The sequence below is a fragment of the Microlunatus sagamiharensis genome (assembly GCF_900105785.1).
In the GTDB taxonomy this organism is placed as follows: Bacteria; Actinomycetota; Actinomycetes; order Propionibacteriales; family Propionibacteriaceae; genus Microlunatus; species Microlunatus sagamiharensis.
On sequence record NZ_LT629799.1, the window covers coordinates 748,503 to 773,419 of the forward strand.

Here is a 24,917-nt window from a genome sequence, read left to right on the forward strand (position 1 = left end):
GCGCCCTCCGTGACGACGGGGCGGTGGGTTGCTGCCCACCGCCCCGCCGGTCCTACCGACCGGTCAGGAGACCGTCACGGTCTTGCTGAGCGGCGTCGAGCTGACGGAGGTGCCGACCTTGAAGGTCCGCTTCCCGCTGCCCAGGACCCACTGCTGCGTCCTCGTGCTCCACGAGGAGAGCTCCCGGGCGGAGACGGTCATCGAGAGCCGGGTGGAGGCTCCGGGCTCGAGGTCCGCCCGCGCGAACTGCACCAGGCTCCGCTTCGTCTGCTGGACGGACTTCGGCAGACCCTTGGCCGTGCCCACGTAGACCTGGGCGACGGTCGCGCCGCGCTTCTTGCCGGTGTTCTTCACCTTGACCGACACGGTCACGGTGCCGTCGCCGGCCGGGGTGACCGTCAGCCCGGACAGCGCGAACTTCGTGTAGGACAGCCCGTGGCCGAAGGGGAAGAGCGGCTTGACGCCCTTGTCGACGTACCAGCGGTAGCCCATGTCGAGGCCCTCCGACCAGAGGATCTGGCCGTCGTCCCCGACCGACCGCTCGGGGTGGCCGGCGAACGGGGTCTTCTTGTTGCTGGCCGGGAAGGTCATCGGCAGCTTGGCGCTGGGGTTGGCCTCCCCGTACAGCAGGTCGGCCGTCGCCGTGCCGCCCTCCTGGCCCGGGTACCACATCTCGAGCACCGAGCGGACGTCGCGCAGCCACGGCATCAGGACGGCTCCGTCGGTGTTCAGGACCACGACCGTGTTCGGGTTGGCGGCGGCGACCTTCTTGACCAGCGCGTCCTGGTCGGGCCCGAGCGTGCCGACGTCACCGGCGGTGGTCGTCGTGTTGGCGTCGTCGACGAACACCACGGCGGTGCTGGCTCCACGCGCGGCCTTGACCGCGGCCTTGACGTCCGCGTCGTGCGCGGCCCAGGCGAAGCGGAAGCCGGGCGCGGCAGCCGTGTTGGTCGCCGGGGTGTAGGTGAGCTTGATGGAGTGCGGGCCCTTGGTGAGCGGCACCGAGGCGCCGCCGTTGTCGAGGCCGAGGTACTGGCCGTTGACGGTGGGTCCGTTGGGGTAGGTGTTCTGGAGGATCGTCGAGGGCGCGGTGAGCGTCTGCGCCACCCCGTCCAGCGTCAGCGTCGAGTTGACCGCCGCGCCACGTCCGCCGCCCTGCTGCAACCCGGGGTTGATGCCCTGGTTGTAGCCGGCCGGGTCACCCGTCTGCGCGCCGGCCGGGCGCTGGAGCCACAGCGAGTAGGTGTCGGCGGCCGGGGTGTTCAGGTAGCCGGTCCAGGTGTAGGTGTGCCCCTTGACCAGGCCCGCCTGCTTGCCCGGCAGGGTCGCGTCGACGGTGGTGGCGACGACCTTCCCCTCGGCGTCGGTCTCGACCCGGGTGAGACCCGCCGTCGTGCCCGCCTCCGTGGTCGTGAGGGCGGTCGACGGGACGGTCTTGCCGACGCGGTCGATGCCCGGCGCGTACGTGATCGTCGCGTTGCCGGCGTCCTGGCGCAGCACGTCGAGCGGGCTGATGTTGTTGCGCTGGCCGAAGCCGCGGGCACGCTCGCCGTTCGGGGCGGCGGGCATGAGGTCGGCGGTCGGTCCGACCACGGCGATCTCGGACTTGCGCGTCCGCTTGAGGGGCAGGGTGCTGCCCTCGTTCTTCAGCAGGACGCCGGTCTCCTCGGCCAGCTCCCGGGCGAGCCGGTTGCCTGCCGCCTCGTCGACCTGGCCGTCCGCCGGGCTCGCCGTCCGCGGCGGCACGCCGGTCTTGGCGGTGCTGGGGTAGGTGCTGTCGTCCAGCAGGCCGAAGCGCTGGTACTGGTAGAGGACGCGGGCGTCGGCGCTGTCGAGCGCGTCGGCGTAGCGCTTGTCGAAGGCGCTCGAGCCGGGGTCGACGAGCGGCTTCAGCTTCGCCGACGTCAGGTTGGACGTGGCGAACTCCTGGTCCATGCCCTGGAGGAGGTCGCTGGTGGCGTGCGAGCCGCCGTAGTCGCTGGTGACGAAGCCCTTGAAGTCCCACTGCGCCTTGAGGATGTCGTTCAGCCCGCCGGAGTTCTGGCAGGCGTAGTCGGGCTGGTCCTCGAAGCCGGCGATCTGGTAGATCGCGTACGAGCACATCAAGGAGCTGACCTGGCCCTGCTTGACCGCGGCCTCGTACGGCGGGAGGTACAGCTGGCGGGCGGCCTGGTCGTTGACCACCGACGTCGCGTTCTGGTTCTGCCCGTCGTAGAAGGCGAAGTGCTTGACCTGCGAGAGCAGGCCCTGGCTCTGGATGCCGTTGATCTCGGTCTGCCCCATCTCCGCGGAGACGAAGGGGTCCTCACCGTTGGTCGTCATGTTGCGCTGCCAGGTGGGGAAGCGGGCGAGGTCGATCTGGGGACCGTAGACGAGGTCGACGTCCAGCGCGCGGCCCTCCTGGCCGACGGCCTGCCCGAAGCGGGAGAAGGCGTCGCGGTCGAACGACCCGGCCAGCCCGAGGCGTCCCGGGTAGGCGGTGGCGTCCTTGTAGACGTTGATGCCCTGCGCGTCGGCCTCGCGGAAGTCCGGCACGCCGAGGCGTGGCACGCCGAGGATGATGCCGGCCGAGCCGTGCGGGTCGGGGTCGGTGCCGCCGTGCACGAGCTGCAGCTTCTCGTCGACCGACATCGCCGAGAGCAGGTAGTCCACGGTCGCGGTCCGTGGGGCCCCGGTGACGATCGGCGGTGACGTGGCGCCGTCGGGCGCGGCCAGCGCGGTCGAGGTCAGCCCGGACAGCGCGATGGCTGCGCACCCGGTCGCGGCGAGGAGCCGCCGTCGAGCAGTGGTCATGAAGGTTGTCGCCTCTCTGCAACAAGTATGAGTAAAACCTTTGCAGAGGCTATGAATCTTCATCTCGGCCGTCAATGGTCGAGCCGCCCATCACCGGAGGTGATGAGGGCATCGCCAGATCACGGCTTCTGCGGCGTCGTCGGTGAGACCAGGCTCGACCCGTGCGGCGCGCAGCGCGCCGCCTCCGTCGGGAAGGATCCCATCACGCTCATGGAGAGCAGCCTCGTCTACAGCCAGTCCCAGTGGGACATCGTGCTGGCCAGCTTCGTGCTGGCCGGCTTCGCGCTGTTCGCCACCTTCGTCTACCTGCTCGCCACCCGCAGGGAGCTCTCGCCGCGCTACCGGCCCGCCGGGTCGGCCGGCGCGCTCATCGGCCTCGTCGCCTCGGCCGCGTACCTGCTGCTCACGGTGTCGTGGCTCAGCGGCTTCGACTTCGACCGGTCCACCGCGACCTTCCACCCGTCGGACTCGGTGCTGCAGTTCCGCAACGCCTACCGCTACGTCGACTGGGCCGTGACGGTGCCGCTGCTCACCTTCGAGCTGCTCTTCGTCTCGACGCTCACCGGCGCCCGGGCGCGCAAGAACCGGCTGGTCCTCGGTGCGCTCGCCTTCCTCATGATCGCCACCGGTTTCCTCGGCGCCGACACCTTCAACAGCACCACCGGGCGTCTCGTCTGGGGCCTGGTCTCCACGGTCTTCTTCGTCCCGCTCTACGTGACCCTGCTGCGGACCGCCTTCCGCTCCGCCCGTGAGCTGGGCGAGCCGGCGGGGCCGTCCCTGCGGCGCGCCGGGCTGATGCTGTCCTGGACCTGGGGCGTCTACCCGCTCGCGTACTGCATCCCGTTCTTCTTCGCCGACTCGCCCGGCTGGGTGGTCGCCGCGCAGCTCGCCTTCACCCTGACCGACATCGCCGCCAAGGTCGGCTACGGCTTCTTCATCCACGCGGTCGCCAAGGCGCGCACGGCGCTCGACGTGTCCGCCGGCGAGACGGTCCACCCCGAGGACGTCTACGTCGACCAGGTCAAGGTGGCCGACGCCCGCCTGGTGGCGTGACCCTCCTCCACAGGACACCCGTCCGGCCGGCGCCGCAGTCCGGCGCCGGCCGGCCCGGGCCCGCACGGGTCCTGCGGCGGGCGACCTCCGCCTCGCGGCTGATGGCGGCCGCCCTCGTCGCCGTGGGTCTGCTGGCACCGGGCGGTCTCGCCGGGCACCAGACGCCGCTGCTCGTCGCCGGCTTCGTGCTCGGGCTGCCGCACGGGGCGGTCGACCACCTGCTGCCGGTGCGGCACGCCTGGGTGCGCCGCGGTCTGCGTCCGATGCTCGTGGTGCTGGCCGCGTACGTCGGGGTGGCCCTGCTCGCGTACGCCGGGCTCCGGCTCGCCGGACCGGTCGTGCTGCCCGTGCTGCTGGTCGTCTCGGTGCTGCACTTCGGCGCCGGTGACCTCGAGGTCACCGGCGCCGGGCGCGGCCGCGGCGGTGCCGTCCGCCTGCTGCTCGCGGCGGGCCGCGGGGCTCCCGTCGTCGCCGGGCCGCTCCTCGCCTGGCCGGCGGCGACCGGGTCGGCCCTCGCGGTGGTCGGGCTGGGGGCGGCGCCCGGCACCGCAGCCGCGACGGTCGCCGGCTGGGTCCTGCTGGGCCTGGCGCTGGCCGCCGCCGGGCTCGCCCTGCACGACGGCCGACCCGGTGACGCGCTCGACGTCGCCCTGCTGGTCGCGCTGTTCGTCCTCGTCCCGCCGCTCGCCGCCTTCGGGGTCTACTTCGGCGCCTGGCACGGGCTCCGGCACACCGCACGCCTGCTGGCCGACGACCCCGCGAACGCCGACGACCTCGACGCCGGACGGCTCCTCGCGCCGCTGGGCCGCTTCGTCCGGGCGGCCGCCCTGCCCAGCGTCGTGGCGCTCGGCACGGCCGGGGCCCTCGTGGCCCTGGCCGGCTCGGACGCGAGCCTGGCCGCGCCGGTCTTCGACCTGCTGCTCGCCCTCACCGTGCCCCACGTCGCCGTGGTCGCCCTGCTCGACCGCGACGACCACCGGGACGATCCCGCGACGAGCACCGTGAGCCGTTGGTCGCGGTCCGAGGTCCCGGCTCAGGCGCGGGCCGGGACCAGCAGCCGCAGCGCGGCTCGGAGGCGGTCGAGGTAGGCCTCGCGGGACCCGACCTGGTGCTTGAGCCCGACGGACACGCTCGTCAGGGTCTGCGCCACGAGGGAGGCGTCGTCGACCCGCGCGGCGAGGGCACCGGCGACCAGCGCCTGGAAGCGCTCCGGGGCCTCGTGGGCGGAGGGGTCGAGCAGCTCGGGGTTGTCGTCGATCACCCCGGGGACGTCGCGCGCGAGGGGTCCGACCCAGCGGCCCGCCCACCGGTCGTACGCGGCGAGCAGGCGTCCGGGCAGCGGCACGGCCTCGTCCGCCAGCAGCCCCTCGACCGCGCGCAGGTCGTCGGCGAGCGCGCGGGAGACGGCCTCCCGGAACAACGCCTCCTTGCTCCCGAAGAGGAAGTAGAGGCCCTGCCTGGAGATGCGCGCCTCCCGGGCGACCGCGTCCATGGAGGTCGCCCGGTAGCCGTGGCGGGCGAAGGTCTGCAGCGCGGAGGCGAGCACCGCCTCGCGCCGACCGTCCTCCACCTGGGTGCCCTCGTCCACGGCCCGACCCTAGCAAGCGGGTGGACGTACTAGACAGAGTTCGACCACTGCGTACAGTCGCGTTCATGGACCAGCCGCTCGTCACCACCCGCTACGGCCCGTCGAGCACGGCCGACGACGTGCTCGAGGGTGTCGACCTCACCGGCGTGCGTGCCGTCGTCACCGGGGCGTCGTCCGGGCTCGGGGCGGAGACGGCCCGCGCCCTGGCGGCGGCGGGCGCTGCCGTGACGCTCGCCGTGCGCGACGTCGCCGCGGGCACCCGGGTCGCGGACGCGGTCGAGGGCGGCGGCGCCCGGCGCCCGGAGGTGGGGCACCTCGACCTGGCCGACGGGTCGTCGGTCAGGCGGTTCGTGAGGGCGTGGGAGGGTTCGCTGCACCTGCTGGTGCTCAACGCCGGCGTGGTGACGTCGGGCCTCGAGCGCACCGCGGAGGGCCGCGAACGGCAGATGGCGACGAACCACCTCGGCCACCACGCGCTCGCCGTCGGCCTGCACCACGCGCTGGCCCGCGGCGCCGCGGAGCGTGACGGGAGCCGCGTCGTCGTGCTCAGCTCGACCGCGCACATGCGGGCCGACGTGGACCTCGACGACCTCGACCTCGAGCGCACCGCGTACGACCCGCAGGTCGCGTACGCGCGGTCCAAGACCGCCAACGTGCTGTTCGCCGTCGAGGCGACCCGGCGCTGGCAGGGCGACGGCGTGGTGGCCAACGCGGTCAACCCGGGCGGTGTCGTCACCGGGCTGCAGCGCCACTTCTCGCCGGGGCAGCGCGCCTCGCTCGAGGCGGCCGAGGCCGCCGGGGCCTTCGTCTGGAAGAGCGTGGGTCAGGGCGCGGCGACCACGGTCGTCGCGGCCGTGGCGCCCGAGCTCGCGCACACCGGCGGGCACTACCTCGACGAGTGCCGGGAGGCGTACACGGTCGACGACGACGCCTCGCTGGTCGACCACCCGCACGGGGTCAAGCGCTGGGCGCTGGACCCGGGCTCGGCCTCCCGGCTCTGGTCGCTGTCCGAGGGGCTGACGCGTCCCTGACGCACGCCGCGGCGGCGCCGGCGCCGCTGGTCACTCCGCGGCCCGCGCACCGGGGAAGGCCGCGACCCACGTGTGCTCGAAGATGATGTTGGTCTGCGTGGACGCCACCTCAGGGTGCGCGGACAGCTGCTCGAGGACGAAATCGCGCAGCGCGGAGCTGCCCGGCACGGCGACGTGGACGAGGAAGTCGTCGTCGCTGGCCAGGAAGTAGAGGTCCAGCACCTCGGGGCGTGACCTCATCCGGGTGGTGAAGTCGCGCAGGAGGTGGCGCGCACCCGCCCGCAGGCGCACCGCGACCAGGGCCTGCAGCGGGCTGCCGGTCGCCTCGAGGTCGATGTCGGCGTGGTAGCCGCGGATGACGCCGCGCTCCTCGAGCTCGCGCACGCGGCTGTGGCAGGTCGAGGCGGCCAGCCCGACGCGGGCGGCGAGGGTGCTGTTGGGGATGCGCGCGTCGGCGCTCAGCACCTCGAGGATGCGCCGGTCGACGTCGGTGAGCTCGCGGGCGGCGGGCGAGGTCCGCCGTTTCTTCGGCCCGGGTGTGCCCGCCTCGCCGGTTCTCGCAGATTCGTCGGTCTTGTGTCCGTCCACCGGCAGATCCTCCCAGGGTGCTGGTGCCGGGCACGACTTCCTCCCTAGGTTCGTGCCGACGGCCCGGTGCGGACCGGGTCGTGACGTCGAGGAGGTCGGTCAGCATGTCGGTCGTGGGAGTCCCCGCAGAGATCAAGGACAACGAGAACCGGGTGGCGCTGCAGCCGGACGGCGCGGCCGAGCTCGTGCACGCGGGCCACGAGGTCGTCGTCCAGGCCGGCGCGGGGCTCGGGTCGCGCTTCGCCGACGAGGAGTTCGTCGCCGCCGGCGCGACCGTCGTCGCGAGCGCCGACGAGGTGTTCGAGCGCGCGGACCTGATCCTCAAGGTCAAGGAGCCCGTGGCCGCGGAGTACCACCGCTTCCGCGAGGGCCAGCAGCTCTTCACCTACCTGCACCTGGCGGCCGACCGACCGCTGACGGAGTTCCTGCTCGAGCGCAAGATCGACGCGATCGCGTACGAGACCGTGCAGACCCCGGACCGGCGGCTGCCGCTGCTGACGCCGATGAGCGAGGTCGCCGGGCGCATGGCCGTCCAGGCCGCGGCGCACCACCTCGAGAGCCCGCGGGGCGGTTCCGGGGTGCTGCTCGGCGGCGTCCCCGGGACGCCGGCGGCCAAGGTCACGATCATCGGCGGCGGCGTCGCCGGCACCGAGGCGGCCAAGATCGCCGTGGGCATGCGCGCCATCGTCCGGGTCTTCGACACCAACCCGTCGCGCCTGGCCTACCTGTCCGACGTCTTCGAGGGTCGCCTCGACCTCGTGGTCCCCAACAAGGCCCGCCTCGCCTCCTACATCGCCGACTCCGACGTGCTCATCGGCGCGGTGCTCGTGCCCGGCGCCAAGGCACCCAAGCTGGTCAGCCGCGAGACGATCGCGACGATGCGCCCGGGCAGCGTCGCGGTCGACATCGCCATCGACCAGGGCGGCTGCTTCGAGACCAGCCGCGCGACGACGCACTCCGACCCGACCTACGTCGAGGAGGGCGTCGTGCACTACTGCGTCGCCAACATCCCCGGCGCGGTCGCGCGCACGTCGACGCTCGCGCTGACCTCGGCGACCTTGCCGTACGCCGTCGCCGTCGCCAAGGACGGGGTCCGGGGCGCCGCCCGGTCGTCGGCCCCGCTGGCCGCCGGCCTCACGACGCTGGCCGGGGCGCTGACCAACGAGCCCGTCGCCGCGGCCCACGGGCTCGCCTTCACCCCGACGGCCGACGCGCTCGGCTGACCCCTGATCGAGGGGCGGTTCGGCGGTCGGCAGCGGGCACCCGGGCACGGGTGCCCGCTGCCTCGGCGGAGTCGTCCAGGCGTGGAACGACACGCACGTAGTCGTGTGACAGTTGTGACAGATGTGAATCCTGTGGTTCCTGCGGCGGCCGTTGTTGGCGGTGCACGATGTCTGCCCACCCCCGTTCCGCTTCCCCAGGAGCAACCGTGCCCGTCCTGCCCAAGGTCCCCCTGCGTCGACCTCGAGCCCTCCGTCCGCTGACCGCCGCCGTCCTCGGCGCCGCCCTGCTCGTCCCGCTCGCGCCGGCGCTGCCCGCCTCCGCAGCCCCGTCCGCACCCCACGCCGCGCCCTCGAAGCCGGCCAAGCCCACCACCAAGCCCGACCGCGCCACGCGGGCGACGCTGGCGGCGTACGGCGACGCCGACGACTCCGGGCGGGTGCACCTGACTGGCTTGCTGCGCTGGAGCAACGGCAAGGGCCTCGGCCACAAGCAGCAGGTCGAGCTGTGGAGCCGTGTCGGCAGCCGCTGGTCGCTGGTCCGCCGGGCCACGACCGACCGCTCCGGCGAGGTCGAGCTGAGCGTCCGGCCCACGGCGAACACGACCTACCAGCTGCGCTTCGCCGGGTCCCGCAGCAGCGAGCTGTCCTCGCCCGCGAAGGCGTCGACGAGCCGTACGCTCACGGTCCACGCCGTCGCCCGCGTCGCCCTCACCGCTCCGGCCACGGCGAAGCGGGGGGAGCGGTTCGGCATCACCGGCACCGTCGCCCCCGGCGGTTCGCGGCGCGTCACCGTGCTCGGCAACGGCCAGACCTTCACGACCCTCACCACGCGCGCGGACGGCACGTTCTCGGGCCACGTCCGGCTGCGGATGACCACCACGCTGACCGTGGTGCTGCCCGGCAGCCCGACGCTCGACGAGACGGCCAGCGGCCCTCGCCGCGTCCGCGTCTCCTGACGACGAGCCGGCGCCGTCCCCGCCCTGCGGCGGGGGCGGCGCCGGTGTCAGGGCCGGCCGAGGCGCTCGGCCAGGTCGACCAGCGAGGACACCTCGAGGTCGGGGGCGACGAAGTGCGGCGGGTAGGTGTTTCCGGTCCGGTTGACCCAGCCCGTCGCCAGGCCCGCGCGGTGGGCGCCGTGGACGTCCCACGGGTGCACGGCCACCAGCATCAGCCCCGCCGGCTCGACCCCGCACCGCTCCGCGGCCCAGCGGTAGGAGCCGGGGCCCGGCTTCCAGGTGGGCGCGTCCTCGACCGAGAGGAGCTGCTCGAAGAGGCCGTCCACGCCGGCGGTGCCGAGGAGCGTCGCGCAGGTGCTGCGCCCACCGTTGGTCAGGGCCACGACCCGTTGCCCGGCCGCGGCGAGGGCCTGCAGGCCCGGCGCCACGTCGGGGTGCAGCGGGATCGTGGCGAAGGCCTGCAGCAGGTGCTCCTTGGCCTCCGCCGCCGGGCGCTGGAGCGTCACGCCCTCGAGGGCCTGGTCCAGGAGCGCGTCGGCGACGGCGGCGAACGGCGCGTTGTCGCCGGTGGCGGCCAGGGCGAACCCGTCGCGCAGCACCTGGGCGAACCAGCCGGCGGCGAGGTGGCCGGGCGCGCCGACCTCCTCGAACCGTCCGGCCAGCGCGGAGGTGTCGGACAGCGTCTCGTTGACGTCGAAGAGGACGACCTCGGGTCGCACGGCTGCTCCTGTCGGCCCGGGCCCGCCTTTTTACGTACGGGGTCTTGGACGGCTCTCGGCGGGATGGAAGGCTGTGCACCTGCGGCTCGGTCCCAGGGCACACCTGATCGGATGGCTCCTACCCGGTCCGCGGCACCACACACGCGAAACCCGAGGAAAGAAGCGCCATCTCCATGACGACCGAGGCCCAGCAGCCCGAGCGCGAGGAGCACGTCGACAACTCGACGCGCGAGACCCACATGAACACGCCCGAGGCGGGCGGTTGCCCGGTCGACCACGGCCGGATCAGCCACCCCACCGAGGGCGGCAACTCCAACCAGCGGTGGTGGCCCGAGTCCCTCAACCTCGCCATCCTGCGCAAGCACGGCGCCGCCTCCGACCCGATGGAGGCCGACTTCGACTACGCGGCCGCCTTCGCCACGGTCGACCTCGACGAGCTGCGGGCCGACGTCAAGCAGGTCATGACCACCTCCCAGCCGTGGTGGCCCGCCGACTTCGGCCACTACGGCCCCTTCTTCATCCGGATGGCGTGGCACAGCGCCGGCACCTACCGGATCGCCGACGGCCGCGGCGGTGCGGGCGCGGGCATGCAGCGCTTCGCCCCGCTGAACAGCTGGCCCGACAACGCGAGCCTCGACAAGGCGCGCCGCCTGATCTGGCCGGTCAAGCAGAAGTACGGCCGCCGGCTGTCGTGGGCCGACCTGATCGTCTTCACCGGCACGGTCGCGCTGGAGGACATGGGCCTGCCCGTCTTCGGCTTCGCCGGCGGTCGTCGCGACGCCTGGGAGCCCGACCAGGACGTCTACTGGGGCCCCGAGACCACCTGGCTCGGCGACGAGCGCTACACCGGCGACCGCGAGCTGGAGAAGCCGCTCGCCGCGGTCCAGATGGGCCTCATCTACGTCAACCCGGAGGGCCCGAACGGCAACCCGGACCCCATGGCCTCGGCCCGCGACATCCGCGAGACCTTCGGCCGGATGGCGATGAACGACGAGGAGACCTTCGCGCTCATCGCCGGCGGTCACACCTTCGGCAAGACCCACGGCGCGGCCGACCCCGAGGGCCACGTCGGCCCCGAGCCCGAGGGCGCCCCGATCGAGCAGCAGGGCCTCGGCTGGGCGAACAGCTACCGCTCCGGCAAGGGCGGCGACACGATCACCAGCGGCCTCGAGGTCACCTGGACCTCCGAGCCGACCAAGTGGGGCCAGAAGTACCTGGAGAACCTGTACGGCCTGGAGTGGGAGCTCGGCAGGGGGCCGGGCAACGCCTGGCAGTGGTCGCCCAAGGACGGCGCCCGCGCGAACACCGTGCCCGACCCGGAGACCAACGAGCCGACCCGGACGCCGGGGATGCTCACCTCCGACATCGCGCTCAAGGTGGACCCGGTCTACCGCGAGATCGGCGAGCGCTTCCTGAACGACCCGGGCGCCTTCGCCGACGCGTTCTCGCGCGCCTGGTTCAAGCTCACGCACCGCGACATGGGCCCGATCCAGCGCTACCTCGGCCCTGAGGTGCCCAGCGAGGAGCTGATCTGGCAGGACCGCGTGCCCGCGGTCGACCACCCGCTCGTCACCGACGAGGACGTGACCGAGCTCAAGCGGCGCGTGCTCGACTCGGGCCTGACGGTCTCGCGGCTCGTCGCCACGGCGTGGGCCTCGGCGTCGACCTACCGCAGCAGCGACAAGCGCGGCGGGGCGAACGGCGCGCGGATCCGCCTGCTGCCGCAGAGCAGCTGGGAGGTCAACGAGCCCGACGAGCTGCACCGCGCGCTGCGGCTGCTCGAGCAGGTGCGGGAGGACTTCAACGCCGCCAGCACCGGGGCCAAGATCTCGCTGGCCGACCTGATCGTGCTCGCGGGCGACGCGGCGGTCGAGAAGGCGGCGGCCGACGGCGGCCACCCGGTCCAGATCCCGTTCGTCCCGGGCCGGACGGACGCCAGCCAGGAGCAGACCGACGTCGAGTCGTTCGCGCCGCTGGAGCCGTCGGCCGACGGCTTCCGGAACTTCCTCGGCAAGGGTCACCGCCTCCCGGCGGAGTACCTGCTGGTCGACCGGGCCAACCTCCTCGGGCTGACCGCCCCGGAGCTCACCGTCCTGGTCGGCGGGCTGCGCGTCCTCGGCGCGAACGTGGGGGAGTCGTCGTACGGCGTCCTCACCGACCGCGTCGAGGTGCTGAGCAACGACTTCTTCACCAACCTGCTGGCCTTCGGCACGGAGTGGAAGCCGGTCGAGGGCACGCCGGGCACCTACCAGGCCGTGGACACCGCGACGGGCGCGGTCCGCTGGACCGGCACGCGCAACGACCTGGTCTTCGGCTCGAACTCCGAGCTGCGGGCGGTGGCCGAGGTCTACGCCAGCGACGACGCCGCGGACAAGTTCGTCGGCGACTTCGCGCGCGCCTGGAGCAAGGTCATGATGGCCGACCGCTGGGACCTCTGAGCGGTTCCCTGACCGTGCCGAGCGGTAGGTTGCCGCGGGCTGTCCCGGCGTGTCGGGCGCCGCAACCTACCGCTCGGCGGTTCAGTCGGCGAACCGCAGCAGGACCTTGCCCGACGCCACCGGGTCGAGCGCGGTGGCGAGGGCGGTGAGCGCGTCCGCGACGGCGTACTCGTGCGTGACGACCCGGTCGACGGGCAGCGAGCCGTCGGCGAGGGCGGCGATCACCGCGTCGATCTCGTCGTTGAAGCGGAACGAGCCCACCAGCTCCAGCTCGCGGGCGATCGCCGTCGCGACGGGCACGGGCTGCGGCCCCGGGGGGAGCAGGCCGACCATCACGACGCGTCCGCCCCGGGCCGTCGCCTCGACCGCCGTGGCCAGGCCGGCCGGGCTCCCGGACGACTCGACGCTCACGTCGGCGTGCACCCCGGCCAGCGCCTCGGTGTCGGTGGCCAGGAGGGTCCGGCTCGCCCCCAGGCCGCGGACCCGCTCCAGCGGCTCCTCGTGCAGGTCGACGACGACGACCTCCGATGCCCCGGCGCGCACGGCCACCGCGACCACCAGCGCCCCGATCGGCCCGGCCCCGACCACGAGCACCCGGCGGCCGCGGACGTCGCCGGCCCGGCCGACGGCGTGCCAGGCCACGCTCGCCGGCTCGACGAGCGCCGCCGTACGCAGCGGGAGCCCGGCCGGCAGCACGCGGAGCATCCGCGTGGGCAGGGCCAGGTGGCGGACGAAGCCGCCCTGGGTGTGCGGCAGGTGCGCGGCGCTGCCGAGGTAGGTGCCGGCGGGGGAGAGGTTCGGTCGGTCGAGCGGGTAGGGCACCGAACCGTCACCCGCGTCCGGGCGGGCCGGGTGCACCGCGACCGGGGTGCCCGCGGGCGGGCCGGAGCCGTCGGCCGCGGCCGTCCGTACCCGTCCGACGACCTCGTGGCCGAGCAGCAGCGGCTCGCGCAGGATCGACGCACCGGCCGCGCCGTGGCGCCAGTAGTGCAGGTCGGACCCGCAGATCCCGCCGTACGCGACCTCGACGAGCGCCTCGTCCGGTCCGGGCGGGCGGACGGGGACCGTCTCGAGCCGGACGTCGCCCGCCGCGTGCACGACGAGCCCGAGCGCCTCGGTGGGCAGGGCAGGTTCAGCCACGTCGCGCTCCTGGTCGGTGTGCGACCCGGCCCGGCGCCGCCCGCAGCCGCACCGTACGGCACCTCGTCCGGGGCTCGGTCGTTCCGGGTCCCTCGGCTCCGGGTCCGGGGGCTGTGGTGGGGTGGGCGTCCGTCGGGGAGGTTCAGAGGGACGTGAGGAGCGGCTGGTGCGAGGTCGGACCGTGTGGGTCGGGACGAGCTGGAAGATGACCAAGACGCTCGGCGAGGCGCGGGCGTGGGTCGACACGGTGGTCACCGGCCTCACGGCCTCCGCGCGGGCCGCGGCGCCGGCCGGGGTGCAGCCCTTCGTGCTGCCGGCGCACACGGCCCTCGCGAGCGTCCGCGACCTGCTGGGCCCGGCCTCGCCGCTGCTCCTCGGCGCGCAGAACGCGCACCAGGGCCCCGAGGGTGCGGGGACCGGCGAGGTGTCGATGCGGATGGTCGCCGACGCCGGGGCGGAGCTGGTCGAGCTCGGCCACTCGGAGCGCCGGGCCTCCTTCGGCGAGACCGACGCGACCGTCGCCCTGAAGGTGCGCGCGGCGCTCGACGCCGGCCTGCGGCCCCTGGTCTGCGTGGGGGAGCCCGGTCCGGTCCGCGACGCCGGTGAGGAGATCGGCTTCGTCGCCGCCCAGGTCGCTGCGGCGCTCGCGCCCGTCCGACCTGAGGAGCGCGGACGGGTGCTGCTCGCGTACGAGCCGGTGTGGGCGATCGGGGAGCACGGGCGCCGGCCCGAGACCGCGGAGGTCGCGCCGGTCCTGGCCGAGGTGGCCCGCCTTGGTGGCGGGGGGTCGGACGGTGAGCGTCCGCTCGTCCTCTACGGCGGCAGCGTCGACCAGGGCAACGCCGCCGCGCTGCTGGAGGACCCGTCGACCGACGGGCTGTTCGTCGGCCGCGCGGCGTGGGAGCCCGAGGGCTTCCTCGGGCTCCTCGCGATCGCGGCGTCGGTCGCCTCCGCCGCGCGGCCCTAGGCCGACGTCGGCTGGAACAGCCGCGTGTCGTAGTAGGTGGCGAAGCGCCTCACCAGGCCCTCGCCGTCGACGTCGAGCAGGCTCGCGCCGCGGTAGGTGATGTCGCGCCCGCCGGCCAGACGCGCCTCGCTCGTCCACTCGAGCACCCCGACCTCGCCGTCCAGCACGCGGCTGAAGGTGGAGCGCACGTGCTCGAAGGTCGTGAGGTACTCCGACCAGAAGGTCCGTGCACCGTCGTGCCCCTCCAGCTCCTGGCCGGTCTCGGGCCGCAGCAGCACGATGTCGGGGGAGAAGGCGGCGGACACGAAGGCCTCCACGTCCCGGTCCTGCTCGAAGGTCGTGAGGCGGTCGGCGAAGTCCTGCGCGTGGTCGGCCATGGCCGTCTCCTCGTCGTCTGGGGGTGTCGTGCGGGTCGTGCTCGTGCCCACCCTTCCCGACGGCGGGCGCGGGTCGATGCGCAGGGACGCGTCGGCGTCAGGCCGGCCTCAGCTCCCGACGGGCTTCGTGGACCCCCGCACCACCAGCTCGGGGTCGCCGGCGTGGTAGCGGGCGCGCTCACCGGTGGCGAGCTCGCTCTGCAGCATCGAGAACGCGTGGACGCCGAGCCCGCGGAAGTCGAGGCGCATCGTGGTGAGCGGCGGCGAGAAGTACGCGGCGGCGGGCATGTCGTCGGTGCCCACGATCGAGAAGTCGTCGGGGGCGCGGAACCCGCGGGTGGCCATCCCGCTGAGGAAGCCGAGCGCGATCTCGTCGTTGCCGCACAGGACGGCGGTGAAGTCGTCCCCGGGCCGCAGCCGGAGCCCGGCGAGCTGTCCCGAGCGCGGTGACCAGTCGGTGGCCAGGTCGACGACCACCGGCTCGAGGCCGGCGGCGTCCATGGCGTCGACGTAGCCGCGGGTCCGCTCGTGCGCCTCGTTGCGCCCGGCCGGTCCGGCGACGTGCACGACCTTCGTGTGGCCGAGGTCGAGCAGGTGCCGGGTGCCGCGGAGCGCCACCTCGTGGGAGTGGATGCTGGCGACGGCGTCGTCGGTCTCGGGGCGGTCGGAGATCGTCACCAGCGGCGTGCTCGCCCCCATCCGGTCGCGGAGCAGGTCCTCGACACCCGCGTACGGGGTGACGACGACGATGCCGTCGACCGGGATCGACAGCAGGTGCTCGAGCGTCTGGGAGACGTCGGCGCGGAAGCCCGGGTCGTCGCGCTCGACCTCCATCTGGGTGATCGTCAGGGTCAGCCCGGCCGTGCGCGCGGCGAGCCCGAGACCGGTCAGGGCCTCCGCGCTGCCGTAGTTGATCGGGCCCATGGAGAGGACGCCGACCAGGTTCGTGCGCTGGTTGCGAAAGCTGCGGGCCGACTGGTTGCGCCGGTAGCCGAGGTCCTCGACCGCCGCGGCGATCCGGTCGCGGGTGTCGTCGCGCACGTAGCCGACGCCCGTGAAGTAGCGCGAGACCGTCTGCGTCGAGACACCGGCCAGCCGGGCGACGTCGGCCATGCTCGGGCGTCCCGCGGGCTTCGCCGACGGGCGTACGGGGGCCTCGGTCGCGGTGTTCACAGGGGACATCGTCCTCGCATCCACGTCGGCTCGGTTGGGGCGTGAGGAACCGTTGACGGCTCCTCAGCCGGCTGTTAGGTTATCGGTCACCCCCGCAAGTTACCGATAACTTGTGGCGGGTTCGCCGGAGTCGTCGCCGACCCTGCCGGGGTCGAGGGGCGTCCACCCACGTCCCGAGAGGCCGTCTCCCCATGCCGCAACGCCGCCGCGTGATCGTCGACACCGACGCCAAGAACGAGGCCGACGACCAGTACGCGATCGTCCACGCGCTGCTCTCCCCGACCCTCGACGTGCGGGGGATCGTCCCCGCCCACTTCGGCTCCGAGCGCAGCGCGACCTCGATGCTCGACTCGCGCGCGGAGGTGGACCTCCTGCTGCGCCTGATGGGTCGCGACGACGTCACCGTCGCCAACGGGGCCGAGCACGCGATCCCCGACGCGGCGACGCCCGCCCCGTCGCCCGGCGCGGACCTGATCGTCGCCGAGAGCCTGCTCGCCTCGGCCGACGACCCGCTGTTCGTGACCTTCCTCGGCCCGCTGACCGACATGGCGACGGCGATCCTGACCGACCCGGCCATCGTCGAGCGCGACGTCGTCGTGGTGTGGATCGGCGGGATGGGCTACGACGTCGACTGGTCCTACCCCGCGATCGAGTTCAACCTGCGCAACGACATCACCGCCGCCAACGTCGTCTTCGACTCCGGCATCACGGTCTGGCAGGTGCCCGCCCCCGTCTACACGATGGTGTCGGTCGGCTACGCCGAGCTCGAGGAGAAGATCGCGGGCACCAGCGAGCTCGCCGACTACCTGATCGCCCAGCTCGTCGAGTTCAACGAGGCTCACCACGGCGAACCGATCGAGTCCCGTTCGCTCGGCGACTCGCCGGCGATCTCGCTCGTGCTCAACCCCCGCGGCGGCGTCTCGCGCACGGTCGCGTCGCCGCGCTTCGGGGTCGACGGCGGCTACCTGCCCGGCGCCGGCCACCCGGTCAAGGTCTTCGACGCCGTCGACGTGCGCTACCTGCTCGAGGACATGTTCGCCAAGCTCCGCCGCTTCGGTCGCGACTCGGGCGGCTCGGCCGGCTCGAGCGGCCCGATCGGCTCGGCCCCGCAGGCCTCCTGAACCTCCGTCCCTCGCTCGACCCGCCGCTCGCCCTTCAGATCAAAGGAGACTGGAATGACCCGCTCGACCTGGACCCGCCGAGGGTTCCTCGGCCTCTCGGCGGCCGCGGCCGTCGCCGGCACCGCGGCCTGCACCGGCACCGGCACAGCCGGTGGCACCGCCGGCGGCGCGGCCTCCGGGCCGGCCTCGAACAACCTGCGCCTCTTCACCTACGAGGACGACACGACGATCGCCAACCTCAAGGCCGCCGTCGCGACGTTCGACAGCCAGAACGGCACGACGACCAGGGTCGACAGCCTCCCGGGCTCGGGCGCGGCGGTCTACCCCGACAAGCTGCGCGCCGAGCTGCTCGGCGGGTCCGGCCCGGACATCTGGCGGATCTGGGGCGGCCAGATCGGGGCGCCCTTCGCGAAGGCCAAGCAGGCGGCCGACCTCGCGCCGTACTACCAGAAGTACGGCTGGGACACCAAGATCAACACCAACGCGATCGCCGGCATGACCTTCGACGGGATGAAGGCCGGCCTGCCGATCGTCGTCGCCGCGATCGGGGCCTGGTACTCCAAGGAGTCGATGGACAAGGCCGGGGTCTCCGACACCCCCAAGAGCTACGCCGAGCTCGAGGAGATGAACGACAAGCTGGTCGCGGCCGGCATCACCCCGTGCACCCTCGGCGGCAAGTACGGCTGGGACGTCATGCGCCTCTTCGAGTACCTCCTCGAGGTGTCGGCCGGGCCGGACCTGCACGACAAGCTGCTGAGCGGCGAGGAGAGCTGGGACCGCCCGGAGGTCGTGACCGCGTTCACGAGCTTCAAGAAGTGGCAGGACAAGAAGTGGCTGCCCAACGGCGTCCTCGGCCTCGACCCGAGCGACGTCGAGACCGACTACGTGTCGGGCAAGGCCGCGTACACGCTCACCGGCACCTGGACCGAGGCGCAGGGCATCCAGGCCGCCAAGAAGAGCTCCGACGACTTCGGCACCTTCCAGCTGCCGACCGACCAGACGCCGGAGCGCCACTCCGGCTTCGTCGAGGGCTACATGATGAGCGCGCGCTCGGGCAACCCCGACAAGGCGGCGGCCCTGCTCGACTACCTCGTCACCCCGGACCTGCAGGCGACGCTGCAGATAACGTCCTCGACGGTCACGGGTGCGGAGCCGGACAAGAGCAAGCTGCCGCTGTCCTACGAGTGGACCGAGATCAACAAGACGAGCCCCTTCTACACGATCCAGGACCAGGCCTTCCCCAAGAAGACCGCCGACCAGTACTTCGCGATCCAGAGCGACGTGCTGCAGGGCAAGACCTCGCCCGCCGACGCGGCCAAGGCCATGCAGTCCGCCGTCTCGGCGATGGCGAAGTCCTAGGAGCGGCGTGGCGACCGCGACCGCGCTCGCCCCGGCCACCCGCGAGGGGGCCGGGGCGGGCAGGCAGAACAAGAAGCGGTACGGCGGGCTGCGGCCCTGGCTCTTCGCCCTGCCCGCCCTGGCCGTCTACGTGACGTTCCTCGTCTACCCGGCCGGGACGTCGCTGTTCTTCAGCTTCACGAACTGGGACGGGCTGAGCCCGACCTACGACATCGTCGGGCTGGCCAACTACGAGGCGATGACCAAGGACCCGGTCGTCGTCCAGGCCCTGCTGAACAACCTGGTCTGGACCGTGGTGACCATCGTCGTGCCGGTGGTCATCGGCCTGACGCTGGCGATCCTGCTCAACGGCAAGGTGCGGGGCAAGACGCCGTTGCGGCTGCTCTTCTACACCCCCTGCGTGCTGCCGCTGGTCTCGATCGCCTCGATCTGGGGCTGGCTCTACAACCCGGACTACGGCGTGATCAACGAGACGCTGCGCGCGGTCGGCCTCGGCAGCCTGGCCCAGCCGTGGCTCGGGCAGGACTCGACCGCGCTGGCCGCGGTCATGGTCCCGGCGATCTGGCTGCGCGTCGGCTTCCCGATGCTGCTCTACCTCGCGGCCCTCCAGGGCATCCCGGCCGAGCAGTACGAGGCGGCGACCGTGGACGGCGCGACCCGCTCGCAGCAGCTGTGGTTCATCACCATGCCGAGCCTGCGGCCCGCGCACTACATCGTGCTGGCGCTGTCGCTGATCGACTCGTTCAAGGTCTTCGACATGATCTACGCGATGACCTACGGCGGACCGGGCACGGCCACGCAGGTCATGGGCACCTGGATGTACGCGAACGTCTTCCAGTACTACCAGGCCGGCTACGGCACGGCCATCGCCGTCGTGATCACCGTCATCGCCGTCGCGGTGAGCATCCCCTACGTCCTCTCCCAGACCAAGGAGCACTCGTGAGCGCCTCGGCCCCCGGGCTCGCCGCCGCCGCGGCCCTGCCCGACGCCGTCATCGGCGAGGACCCGCTGGCCCGTCGTCCGCGGGCCAAGGGCGGCGTGGTGGCGACGATCATCCTGTCGGTGGTCGCGATCTTCTGGATCTCGCCGCTGCTGCTGCTCGTCACCACGGGCCTGCGGCCGCTGTCGGACTTCGTCGCCAACGGCCCGCTCTCCTGGCCGAGCGAGTGGACGTGGGCGAACTTCCGCGAGGCCTGGGGGATCGGCAAGTTCGCCGACACCTACCGCAACTCGGCGCTGCTGCTGGTGGTCAAGGTGCCGCTCGGCGTCCTGATCTCGGCGATGCTCGCCTTCGCGCTGGCCAAGCTCAACATGCGCTTCCGCCGCACGGTGATGTTCGCGGTGTTCCTCGGGCTCACGATCCCGATCTACATCACGATCGTCCCGGTCTTCATCATGCTGCGCAGCGCGGGCCTCACCGACAACGTGCTCGGCCTCGTCGGGCCCTACCTGGCCTTCGGCATCCCGCTCGAGGTGCTGATCCTGCAGTCCTTCTTCCGCCAGATCCCCGACTCGATCATCGAGTCGGCCCGGATCGACGGGGCGTCGGAGTGGCGGATCTTCTTCACCCTGGTGCTGCCGCTCTCGCTGCCCGCGCTGATCACCGTCGCGATCCTGGACGCGGTCGCGACCTGGAACGAGTTCCTGTTCGCCCTGATCATCCTGAGCTCGGACACGAACAAGACCATCCCCGTCGGGCTGCTCAGCTTCCAGGGACAGTTCTCCAACAACAACACCGGCCTGGCCGCCGGCATCCTCATCGCCGTCGTGCCGATCCTGCTCGCGTACGCGCTCCTGCAGCGCTGGATCGTCGGTGGGCTGACCGCCGGGGCCGAGAAGGGCTAGGTCGTGCCTCTCGCACCCCGGGCGGCGCAGTGGCAGGAGGTCGAGCTCACGCTCGAGGGCCCGGACGCGGCGAACCCGTACGTCGAGGTCGAGGCGTGGGCCGACCTCGTGCACGAGGACGGCTCGAGCGTCCGTCGCCCGGTGTTCTGGGACGGCGGGCGGACCTACCGGGTGCGCTTCGCCTCGACACGGCCCGCGGGTCGCTGGCGCTGGATCGTGCACTCGGCGTCGGCGGAGCACCGCTTCGCGCCGTCCGCCGGCGAGCTCGAGGCCGCGCCTCCCGAGAACGGGAGCGCGCACCCGGGTCTGCGGCACGGGTTCGCGACGATCGCGCCCGGGGCACGGGCGATGACGTACGCCGACGGCACGCCGGGCTTCATGGTGGTCGACACCGCCTGGGCGATGCCGTTCCGCGCGACGCCGGCCGAGGTGGAGACGTACGCCGCGGACCGAGCCGCCAAGCACTTCACCACCGTCTTCCTGATGGCGGTGCAGCCCGACCGCGGGGCCCGCGGGCCCCGGGCCCGCGGTGTCGAGCAGGGCTTCGACGTGGCGTTCGAGGACCTGCCCGACGGCCACCTGAACCACCTCGTCCCGGCCTACTGGCGCTGCTTCGACGAGATCAGCGCGATCCTCCTCGCGCACGGGCTGACCCCGGCCCTCGCGCCGGTGTTCCACGGCTTCGGGTGGAAGGGCCTTGACGCGGCCGGTCCGGCGGTCGAGCCGGGGGAGTACGCCCGCTTCTGCCGCTACCTCGTCGCCCGCTACGGCGCGCGGCCGGTGGTCTTCCTCGTCGCCGCCGACGGGACCGGTGAGGAGCAGGGCGTCGAGGCCGGCGGTCGCGAGATCGAGGCCTGGGACGCGTACGCCCACCCCGTCGGCCTCCACCACCGCCCGCACTCGCTGAACCGCGCGCACCAGGACGCGGCCTGGCTCGACTTCCAGTCCTGCCAGACCGGGCACGACGGCGACCACGCCCCCGACCGGCTCGCGACCATGTGGGCGCAGCGGCCGGTGAGGGCGGTCATGAACGGCGAGCCCACCTACGAGCACGGCGGACGACGGGGCAAGGCCGCGGGCTGGTGGCAGGGCCACGAGGCGTGGTCCAACGTGTGCGCCGGCGGGCTGCTGGGGGTCGCGTACGGCGCGGGCAGCCTGTGGCAGTGGCGCACCTCGCCGACCGAGGAGGGCCACGCGCCGTTCTTCCTCGCCGAGGGGGCCGGCTGGCGGGAGGCGCTCGACTTCGAGGGCGGCCGGTACGTCGGCCTGGTCGGCCACGTCCTGCGCGGGATCCCGCTGCACGACGCCCACCCCTGCTGGGACGTCGTGCTGCGCAGCCGGGGGCTGATGGTGCCCGGCCGGTGCTTCGTCTCCTACGCCGAGCACGGCGGGGACTGGGTCTTCCTCGACGCCGACGGGCGGGTCCCCGGGCGCTACTGGCTCGTCGACCCGACGACGGGCGAGGTCGTCGGGTCGGGCGTGCGCCCGGGCAACGGCGGCGTGGTCCCCGGCGAGCCGGAGCGGCCGATGGTGCTGATCTGCGCGGACGAGCCGCCGGCCGTCGCCTCCGTCGGGTGACCCCGGGCGGGTCCCTTTGCCGCCGGGGCGCGGGGTCCTTACAGTGACCCCCACCTGCCCCGGTAGCCACAGGCGTTCCCGGGGCGGAGGTCGCAGACCGGGCACGAGGCCGCGATGCGTGAGGCTCTTCGAGGAAGAAGGGGTGTCATGGCCGAGCTGACCCGTACGAGACCGGGCGTGACCGCGGCGCCGGTCGAGGACCCACCACCCCGCCGCCGCCGGACGGCCGCCCGCCGGGAGGCGCTGGCCGGCTACGCCTTCATCTCCCCGTGGATCGTCGGCTTCTGCGTCTTCACCCTCGGCGCGATGGTCTACAGCCTCGTCATCTCCTTCAGCCGCTACAACCTGGCGACCAACCGGGCCAAGCCGGTCGGGCTGAAGAACTACCGGCTGCTGGTCGAGGACCCGTCGGTCGTGCGCTCGCTGGGCAACACGCTCTTCTTCGCGGTGATGGCCGTGCCCCTGGAGATCGTCTTCGCCCTGCTGCTCGCGGTCCTGCTGAACCGCGTCGGACGCGGCGCGGGACTCTTCCGCACGCTCTACTACCTGCCGAAGATGACGCCGTCGGTCGCCACCGCGTCGGTGTTCCTGCTGCTCCTCAACGGCAACACTGGCGCCATCAACCGCTTCCTGGCGATCTTCGGCATCGAGGGGCCGCAGTGGCTCCTCGAGCCCGCCTGGGTCAAGCCGTCGATCGTGCTGATGACCCTGTGGGGCGTCAGCGGGACCATGGTCATCTTCCTCGCCGCGCTGAAGAACGTGCCGCGCGAGCTCTACGAGGTCGCGGCGCTGGACGGTGCCGGCCCGGTCGCGCGGTTCCGGAACATCACCCTGCCGATGATCTCCGGCGCGGTGTTCTTCAACGTGATCGTCCTGACCATCGCCGCGCTGCAGGTCTTCGACTCCGCGTACCTGCTCTTCTGGCGCGACCAGCAGCAGGCCTCGCCCGAGGCGTCGCTCTTCTACGGCGTCTACCTCTACATCCAGGCGTTCCGGCAGTTCAACTTCGGCTTCGCCTCCGCGATGGCCTGGCTGCTGTTCGTGATCATCATGGTGATCAGCATCGTGCAGGTGCGCGTCGGCAACCGCTACGTCTACTACGAGGGGGACCGCTGACATGGCGACGACGGAGTCCTCCACCCCGGTGAGCACGGCCGGGCAGCTCGTCGGCCTCGAGGCCGCGGGCCCGCAGCGCAGCGCGACCCGGACCCCGCCCCAGCGCGCGGGCGGCGCGGGCGTCGGCCGCCGCGTCGCGACGGTCGTCCTGTGGGTCCTGCTCGTCGGCTTCGCGCTGCTGTTCCTCTACCCGCTGGTGTGGCTCCTCGCCGCCAGCCTCAAGCCGCGCGGGGAGGTCTTCGACAACAAGCTGATCCCGGACACCGTGCTCTGGAGCAACTACGTCGAGGTCTTCGACCGCCTGCCGCTGGCCAGCTGGGCGGTCAACAGCGTGGCGATCGCGATCATCGCGGCGCTGCTCGTCACCTTCTCGAGCTCGCTGGTCGCCTTCGGCTTCGCGTACTTCCGCTTCCCGGGGCGCAAGGTGCTCTTCGGGCTCGTGCTCGCGACGATGATGCTGCCCGGCGCGGTGACGATGGTCCCGCAGTACCTGATCTGGCTGAAGCTCGGCCTGGTCGGCACCTGGGTGCCGCTCTTCGGCGCGAACCTCTTCGGCTCGGCGTTCTACATCTTCCTGCAGCGGCAGTTCTTCCTCGGGCTGCCGCGCGAGCTGTTCGAGGCGGCCCGGGTCGACGGCGCCAGCTACTTCGGGCTGTTCCGGCGCATCGCGCTGCCGCTGTCGGTCCCGTCGCTGATCATCATCTTCCTGTTCGAGTTCCAGGCGAGCTGGAACAACCTCCAGGCGGCGCTGATCTACCTCAACGCGGGCTCGGTCGAGGGCTTCACCGTGCCGCTCGGCATCTCGTACGCCATGACCCAGTTCAGCCCCTCGGCCGGCGGCCAGGGCGACTACCAGTACGTGATGGTCGCGTCGCTGCTCGTCACCCTGCCGATGCTTGCCCTGTTCACCTTCGGCCAGCGCTACTTCGTCGAGGGCGTCGCGACCCAGGGGCGCAAGGGCTGACCGGGGTCCGTCCGCAGCTCGGGGCCCGTGCACCGGCGCAGCTCCACAGGTCGATCACGGAGCGCCGGAGGGCGTCCCCTGACGGCATGGTCGACGTGTCCCGGTCGGGGCTACGGCGTCCCCCGTCCCTCGTCGCGGGTGTCGGCGCCGACCTGCGGCGCCGACGGGCGGATGCCCTGCAGGGCCGCGTTCGCCAGCAGCCGGGGGTTTCCCCGCCTCGCCCAGACGGCCCCGAGGGCGTACCCGGCCGCACCGATGACGTAGAACCAGCGCCATCGGCCCTCCTGGACGAAGAAGTTCGCGAGGAACAGGACCGCGGCGACGACGAACGTCCAGAACACCCGCTGCCTCGCGGGCCTGCTCGCCGTGAGGTCGACCAGGATCTGGGCGATCGAACCCGTCCCCGCCGGGAGAGGTGTGCCGCGGCGCAGGGCCTTGCTCACGCGTCGTGCTTCGGCTGGGTCGGTCTGCTCCATGAGTGGCCGGAGCCGGCCGTTGCGCTGCCTCTTCCAGGCCACGAGCGCGACGACGAGGAGCAGCACCACGGGGCCCAGGGCGAGCGCGAGCCCGGGTGGCCACCACCAGCTGCGGCCGGCCAGGTGGTTCAGGACGAGCATCTCGATCACGAGCGCCACCAGCAGGACGCCGCCGACGCCGGCGAACCTGATCACGTAGCGCCGTCGCCACATCCGGACGTTGCGCGACGAGACGCTCGATGCCACGCGACCATTCGAGCACGGGGCCCGGTTCCGTGCAGCGATGACAGAAGTATTGCGACCCCGCCGACCGGGCTCGAGGTCAGCGGTGCGAGGTCAGCCGGTGCCAGGCCCGGCCGCAGCATCGGGTGAGTTCCTGCACCGTCACGGTGCAGGAACCCACCCGGTGGTC

At 72.7% G+C, this 24,917-nt stretch carries 22 protein-coding genes; 14 read left to right on the forward strand and 8 right to left on the reverse strand.

Features of this window, described 5'->3' with window-relative positions:
* Window positions 1-63 precede the first annotated feature (63 nt).
* Complete coding sequence (locus BLU42_RS03460; protein WP_172825743.1) at window positions 64-2,793, reverse strand: beta-glucosidase; 2,730 nt, start codon at window positions 2,791-2,793, stop codon at window positions 64-66.
* A 210-nt stretch (window positions 2,794-3,003) separates the two neighbouring features.
* Here BLU42_RS03460 and BLU42_RS03465 point away from each other — a divergent pair, with 210 nt between their 5' ends.
* Window positions 3,004-3,846, forward strand: coding sequence for a bacteriorhodopsin (locus BLU42_RS03465; protein WP_157719752.1), 843 nt, complete (start codon window positions 3,004-3,006; stop codon window positions 3,844-3,846).
* Window positions 3,843-4,934 (forward strand): Brp/Blh family beta-carotene 15,15'-dioxygenase, encoded by a 1,092-nt coding sequence (locus BLU42_RS03470; protein ID WP_091073270.1) that lies wholly within the window; start codon window positions 3,843-3,845, stop codon window positions 4,932-4,934. The genes BLU42_RS03465 and BLU42_RS03470 overlap by 4 nt, the downstream gene beginning before the upstream one ends.
* Here the strand turns inward: BLU42_RS03470 and BLU42_RS03475 are convergent.
* On the reverse strand, window positions 4,880-5,434 hold the full coding sequence (locus tag BLU42_RS03475) for a TetR/AcrR family transcriptional regulator (protein ID WP_197680602.1): 555 nt from the start codon (window positions 5,432-5,434) through the stop codon (window positions 4,880-4,882). The two genes, BLU42_RS03470 and BLU42_RS03475, sit on opposite strands and share 55 nt — an antisense overlap.
* A gap of 65 nt (window positions 5,435-5,499) precedes the next feature.
* Between BLU42_RS03475 and BLU42_RS03480 the strand changes: the two genes are divergently transcribed.
* Entirely contained in the window at window positions 5,500-6,465 is a 966-nt protein-coding gene (locus tag BLU42_RS03480; protein WP_091073271.1) for an SDR family NAD(P)-dependent oxidoreductase, read from the forward strand.
* Window positions 6,466-6,495: 30 nt separating this feature from the next.
* On the opposite strand, the gene BLU42_RS03485 is transcribed toward BLU42_RS03480, so the two are convergent.
* The gene (locus BLU42_RS03485; RefSeq protein WP_091073272.1) at window positions 6,496-7,053 is read right to left on the reverse strand and encodes an Lrp/AsnC family transcriptional regulator; all 558 of its coding nucleotides are present in this window, start codon (window positions 7,051-7,053) and stop codon (window positions 6,496-6,498) included.
* 104 nt (window positions 7,054-7,157) lie between these two features.
* Here BLU42_RS03485 and ald point away from each other — a divergent pair, with 104 nt between their 5' ends.
* On the forward strand, window positions 7,158-8,276 hold the full coding sequence (gene ald / locus BLU42_RS03490; protein WP_091073273.1) for an alanine dehydrogenase: 1,119 nt from the start codon (window positions 7,158-7,160) through the stop codon (window positions 8,274-8,276).
* A gap of 206 nt (window positions 8,277-8,482) precedes the next feature.
* Complete coding sequence (locus BLU42_RS03495; RefSeq protein WP_091073274.1) at window positions 8,483-9,232, forward strand: hypothetical protein; 750 nt, start codon at window positions 8,483-8,485, stop codon at window positions 9,230-9,232.
* Window positions 9,233-9,279: 47 nt separating this feature from the next.
* Here the strand turns inward: BLU42_RS03495 and BLU42_RS03500 are convergent, their stop codons facing one another.
* A complete protein-coding gene (locus BLU42_RS03500; protein ID WP_091073275.1) occupies window positions 9,280-9,951 on the reverse strand; it encodes a haloacid dehalogenase type II in 672 nt (223 codons plus the stop codon).
* Window positions 9,952-10,190: 239 nt separating this feature from the next.
* Between BLU42_RS03500 and katG the strand changes: the two genes are divergently transcribed.
* Entirely contained in the window at window positions 10,191-12,389 is a 2,199-nt protein-coding gene (gene katG / locus BLU42_RS03505; protein WP_091079252.1) for a catalase/peroxidase HPI, read from the forward strand.
* 81 nt (window positions 12,390-12,470) lie between these two features.
* Here katG and BLU42_RS03510 read toward each other — a convergent pair whose 3' ends face one another.
* Window positions 12,471-13,529, reverse strand: a complete 1,059-nt coding sequence (locus tag BLU42_RS03510) for a zinc-binding dehydrogenase (RefSeq protein WP_091073276.1) — start codon at window positions 13,527-13,529, stop codon at window positions 12,471-12,473.
* Between the two features lie 166 nt (window positions 13,530-13,695).
* Between BLU42_RS03510 and BLU42_RS03515 the strand changes: the two genes are divergently transcribed.
* Window positions 13,696-14,496, forward strand: coding sequence for a triose-phosphate isomerase family protein (locus BLU42_RS03515; RefSeq protein WP_231918419.1), 801 nt, complete (start codon window positions 13,696-13,698; stop codon window positions 14,494-14,496).
* On the opposite strand, the gene BLU42_RS03520 is transcribed toward BLU42_RS03515, so the two are convergent.
* A complete protein-coding gene (locus BLU42_RS03520) occupies window positions 14,493-14,873 on the reverse strand; it encodes a nuclear transport factor 2 family protein (RefSeq protein WP_091073277.1) in 381 nt (126 codons plus the stop codon). The two genes, BLU42_RS03515 and BLU42_RS03520, sit on opposite strands and share 4 nt — an antisense overlap.
* A 108-nt stretch (window positions 14,874-14,981) precedes the next feature.
* Window positions 14,982-16,046, reverse strand: coding sequence for a LacI family DNA-binding transcriptional regulator (locus BLU42_RS03525; protein WP_172825744.1), 1,065 nt, complete (start codon window positions 16,044-16,046; stop codon window positions 14,982-14,984).
* 191 nt (window positions 16,047-16,237) lie between these two features.
* Here BLU42_RS03525 and BLU42_RS03530 point away from each other — a divergent pair, with 191 nt between their 5' ends.
* The 7 genes from BLU42_RS03530 (at window position 16,238) to BLU42_RS03560 (ending at window position 24,029) form a co-directional block, all read left to right on the forward strand.
* Window positions 16,238-17,167, forward strand: coding sequence for a nucleoside hydrolase (locus BLU42_RS03530; protein WP_091073279.1), 930 nt, complete (start codon window positions 16,238-16,240; stop codon window positions 17,165-17,167).
* 54 nt (window positions 17,168-17,221) lie between these two features.
* Window positions 17,222-18,526 (forward strand): ABC transporter substrate-binding protein, encoded by a 1,305-nt coding sequence (locus BLU42_RS03535; protein WP_091073280.1) that lies wholly within the window; start codon window positions 17,222-17,224, stop codon window positions 18,524-18,526.
* 7 nt (window positions 18,527-18,533) lie between these two features.
* A complete protein-coding gene (locus BLU42_RS03540; RefSeq protein ID WP_197680603.1) occupies window positions 18,534-19,469 on the forward strand; it encodes a carbohydrate ABC transporter permease in 936 nt (311 codons plus the stop codon).
* Entirely contained in the window at window positions 19,466-20,371 is a 906-nt protein-coding gene (locus BLU42_RS03545) for a carbohydrate ABC transporter permease (protein ID WP_091073281.1), read from the forward strand. The genes BLU42_RS03540 and BLU42_RS03545 overlap by 4 nt, the downstream gene beginning before the upstream one ends.
* A gap of 3 nt (window positions 20,372-20,374) precedes the next feature.
* Entirely contained in the window at window positions 20,375-21,949 is a 1,575-nt protein-coding gene (locus tag BLU42_RS03550) for an apiosidase-like domain-containing protein (protein ID WP_091073282.1), read from the forward strand.
* Window positions 21,950-22,096: 147 nt separating this feature from the next.
* On the forward strand, window positions 22,097-23,065 hold the full coding sequence (locus tag BLU42_RS03555; protein WP_091073283.1) for a carbohydrate ABC transporter permease: 969 nt from the start codon (window positions 22,097-22,099) through the stop codon (window positions 23,063-23,065).
* A 1-nt stretch (window position 23,066) separates the two neighbouring features.
* Window positions 23,067-24,029, forward strand: a complete 963-nt coding sequence (locus tag BLU42_RS03560; RefSeq protein WP_091073284.1) for a carbohydrate ABC transporter permease — start codon at window positions 23,067-23,069, stop codon at window positions 24,027-24,029.
* A gap of 110 nt (window positions 24,030-24,139) precedes the next feature.
* Here BLU42_RS03560 and BLU42_RS03565 read toward each other — a convergent pair whose 3' ends face one another.
* Window positions 24,140-24,751, reverse strand: a complete 612-nt coding sequence (locus BLU42_RS03565) for a hypothetical protein (RefSeq protein WP_091073285.1) — start codon at window positions 24,749-24,751, stop codon at window positions 24,140-24,142.
* Between the last annotated feature and the right edge of the window lie 166 nt (window positions 24,752-24,917).